Annotated in this window: 2 protein-coding genes; one reads left to right on the top strand and one right to left on the bottom strand. The window is 52.1% G+C overall.

From position 1 onward, the window contains the following. The coding region (locus PPL9_RS01365; protein WP_057460965.1) for a ribonuclease E/G at positions 1 to 2,383 on the bottom strand (2,383 nt) is incomplete at its 3' end. Between the two features lie 804 nt (positions 2,384 to 3,187). On the opposite strand from PPL9_RS01365, the gene PPL9_RS01355 reads away from it, so the two are divergent. After that, a partial coding sequence (locus tag PPL9_RS01355) for an N-acetylmuramoyl-L-alanine amidase (RefSeq protein WP_057460963.1) occupies positions 3,188 to 4,125 on the top strand: 938 nt, incomplete at its 3' end.

Here is a 4,125-nt window from a genome sequence, read left to right as displayed (position 1 = left end):
CGTTCTCGCCGTTTTCATCAGATGCGCTTCTGCGACGAGAGCGGCGGCCACCACGGCGACCACGGCGACGCTTGCGGCGGCGATCTTCTTCTTCGTCTGTTAGCTCAGTAGAGTCCGCGTCAGCTGACTTTTCTTCAGAGGATGCGTCTTCTTCAGCGGACGGCTCTTCAGCGCTCGCAGATGTTGTCTCCTGCTGCTCAGCTTCGTCTTTCTCGTTGCCAGTGCGACGACGACGACGACGACGGCGACGACGACGATCATTGCCGTCCTCATCAGCTGCTTCTTGCTTCTCTTCCTCTACAGCCTCTTCAACGATGTCTTCTTCTTCCTCCTCAATGGGGAAGATGGTGTCCGGCTGAACTGTAGCTGGCAGAGGCTGCGTACGCTCGCTTGGTGTTGCAAGCTCGCCGCGCTCCAGAGTGAAGTGCTGCTCGGTGACGGTGTCGTCTCCGAGAATAGAGATTTCCAGACCGAAGCGACGTTCCAGATCCATCAAGTGATGGCGCTTCTGGTTGAGAATGTACATCGCCACTTCATTTGGCGTGCTCAGGTTCAAGTTGTGAGTAGAGCCACGCAGCAGCTGATCTTCCAGGGAGCGGAGGATGTGCAGAGCAACAGATTCTACTGAGCGCACGATGCCAGAACCATGGCAGTGCGGGCAAACAACTGATGAGCTTTCGAGTACGCCGGTGCGGATGCGCTGACGTGACATTTCGAGCAAGCCGAAATGTGAGATGCGGCCAACCTGAATGCGGGCACGGTCAGACTTCAGACATTCTTTTAGGCGACGTTCAACAGCGCGGTTGTTGCGGTTCTCTTCCATATCAATGAAGTCGATAACCACAAGGCCGGCGAGGTCGCGCAGGCGAAGTTGACGAGCAATTTCTTCTGCGGCTTCCAGGTTGGTTGCCTGAGCTGTGTCTTCAATGTTCTGTTCGCGGGTTGCTTTCCCGGAGTTCACATCAATCGCAACAAGAGCTTCTGTCTGGTTGATGACAATGTAGCCACCGGACTTCAGCGTCACCTGTGGTGAGAACATTGCGTCGAGCTGGGCTTCTACACCGAAACGGGTGAAGATTGGCGTTGCATCGCGATAAGGCTGAACATTCTTGGAATGGCTTGGCATCAGCATGCGCATGAAGTCTTTCGCTTCACGGTAGCCTTCTTCGCCAGAAACCATAACCTGATCAATGTCTTTGTTGTACAGGTCGCGAATAGAGCGCTTGATCAGGCTGCCTTCCTCGTAAACGAGGGTAGGGGCTGCTGAATCAAGGGTCAGTTCGCGGACATTTTCCCAAAGACGCAGAAGGTATTCGAAGTCACGCTTGATTTCTGCTTTGGTTCTGCTGGCGCCTGCTGTGCGCAGGATAACACCCATGCCGTTCGGCACATCCAGATCACCAGCAACCTGCTTCAGGCGCTTGCGGTCTGTTGGCTTCGTGATTTTGCGGGAAATCCCGCCACCACGGTCGGTGTTTGGCATCAAAACAGAGTAACGGCCAGCGAGGGACAGATATGTTGTCAGAGCAGCGCCTTTATTTCCGCGCTCTTCCTTCACGACCTGTACCAGCAGCAGCTGACGGCGTTTGATGACTTCCTGAATTTTATAGTTGTCGCGCAGACGGCGAGGGCGTGCGGTAACTTCTTCTTCCGCTTCCTCTTCGCTATCATCCTGCTCTTCAGCTTCAGATGTCTCTTCTGCAGCTTCCTCAGTCGCGTCTTCTGATGCGGCTTTGTCGGAAGCTTCTGTGTCTTCAGCAGTATCAGCCTCAGCTACAGGCTCTTTTGAAGAAGGCTTGGCAGCCGTTGCATCACCAGCGCTTGCTTTTTGCGCTGTAGAATTGCCAGCTTCGTCTTCTTCCGCAGCTTCAGCCTCGATATCCTCGATGCTGTCATCCTGGAAAGGAGCATCCATGCTGGCAAGAGCTTCGGCCTCGTGTTCTGCTTCCAGAGCACTGGTTTCAGCTTCGATCAGCTCAGCAACAACATCTTCAGAGGCTTCTGCGGCTTTCGCTACAGCAACCTTTTGAATTTCGGCTTCACGCTTTGCTTCTTCTTTTTCTCTGCGGGCACGTTCACGCTGGTTTGCAGCTGCTTCGGCTGCAAGCTGAGCTTCAAGAGCCTCCCGATCTTCTTTCGGGAGCTGATAATAATCCGGATGGATTTCGCTGAAGGCGAGGAACCCGTGTCTGTTGCCACCATATTCAACAAAAGCGGCCTGAAGTGATGGCTCTACTCGTGTGACTTTAGCTAGGTAGATATTTCCGCGAAGCTGCTTTCTGTTTGCGGCTTCAAAGTCAAATTCCTCAACCCGATTCCCGCGCACGACCGTAACCCGGGTCTCCTCCGGGTGGGTCGCATCTATCAGCATCTTGTTTGCCATGAAGTGAGTTCCTTAGGACCAAACACTGAAGACGGCGCGAGTGGCGCTGAGATTTGTACATCGTCAGGTCGGTCAACTTGTTATGTAAGTTGCTAGTAGAAAAGGAGAGACGGCGGCGCGCATGACCACGGCAAGAAGGGACCGACTGACACGTCGGCGCACTGCTTCTTAACTCATGTTCATTTGTATTTGCGCGTAGCTTTGACAAACCGTTCGCCCTTAATGATCTCTTTTGACCGCCCATAAGGCGGTATGCTTGAAATGGAAGCGCTTCTTCAGGCTTCCAATCTGTAAACGTCTGTTCCTGCGCCTAGCTGCCGTATCTCTCCGAAAATTCGGGGATAAAGCACTTATCCAAAGCGACAGAAAATCTGTTCACAACCCGCCATGACCGAAAATGTCACGGCAAAACTCTGTCTTGGCTCTCGAGCAGACTGCTCTTCCAGTTGGTTTATACCGTATCCTCATCAACAAACCGGAAACGGCACAAATGGCTCATATGGGCTTTTTGAAACATTTCGATCAGTTTGAAAACTGCGAAAATCTCAGGATATCAGCTTCAAAAAATATGGCTCACAACTTTACGGAACAATTCCAAATCGAAGTCCTAGTAAACCTTTTACGATCCCACGAGACGCTTGGCAAGCTTGGGAAAATCGATCTGGCGATGTCTTGCTACGAAAGCTGCAGTTGTTAATCAATGCTTAATGATAGGTTTGGCGGGGTGACTTTCGCTTAATCGTGTTTTAATCGTTCAACTTGATTTAAACTAAATTGCCAGTGTTTCTATAGGGGAGTGAAAAGGTGAGCCGCATCAGTCATGCATTCAGGTTCTGTGCTCTCAGCTTTTATTGTGTCGCATTTTCACTCATTGCAACTGTTGCCATGAGTGATGCTGCATCGGCGCAAAACGCGGTTTCGGTCGTTTCTGATGCACGTGTTGCCGGTGACCTGGCACGGACGCGCTTCATTCTGGATATGGATGGTGAGGTTGGATATAACCTTTCATTCTTGTCTCACCCTTATCGGTTGGTGATTGATCTGCCTTCTGTCACCTTCCAGTTTCCAAGAGATTTCGTGCCAAAAGGGCGGGGGCTGGTTCGGTCCTGGCGGTATGGCTCCATCTCCAAAGGGCGTTCCAGAGTGGTGCTGGATCTCAACTCTCCAGTCGCTCTGGATAAAACCTTTCTGCTGCCTGGCGTACAAGATCAACCAACACGGCTGGTTATTGATCTGACCGAAACTTCTCCTGATGAGTTTGAAGCTGCGGTTGGTCAGGCCACCTCTCATGCGCAGCCAGTAGGGGCGACGGCGTCTGTTCCAAAGCAAGACACTCAAGAGCCAGCTGCGATGGCTGAAAACGATGTGCCCGTGATCATTATCGATCCGGGACACGGCGGTGTTGATTCTGGCGCAGTTGGCAGTAATGGCACGCTTGAAAAGGCGATCGTTCTGAATTTTGGCCGGTTTTTGAAAGAGAAACTGGATAAACTTGGCTACTATCAGGTCTATCTAACCCGTGATGATGATAAATTCATCTCTTTGGGGAACCGGACCAAGCTGGCGCGTGGGAAAGGGGCTGATCTGTTCATCTCCATTCATGCGGATTCGATCACAAATGGGGCAGAGACGACGCGTGGGGCCTCAATCTACACTCTTTCAGAGCGAGCGTCTGACCGGATGGCGGCTGCGCTGGCGCGCCGTGAAAACTATTCGGATGTGATTGGCGGGGGCGATTTTTC

It is taken from the genome of Pseudovibrio sp. POLY-S9 (assembly GCF_001431305.1).
GTDB lineage: Bacteria > Pseudomonadota > Alphaproteobacteria > Rhizobiales > Stappiaceae > Pseudovibrio.
The sequence above is the reverse complement of the archived record's forward strand: the minus strand, read 5'-3'. Positions and strand labels throughout refer to the sequence as shown.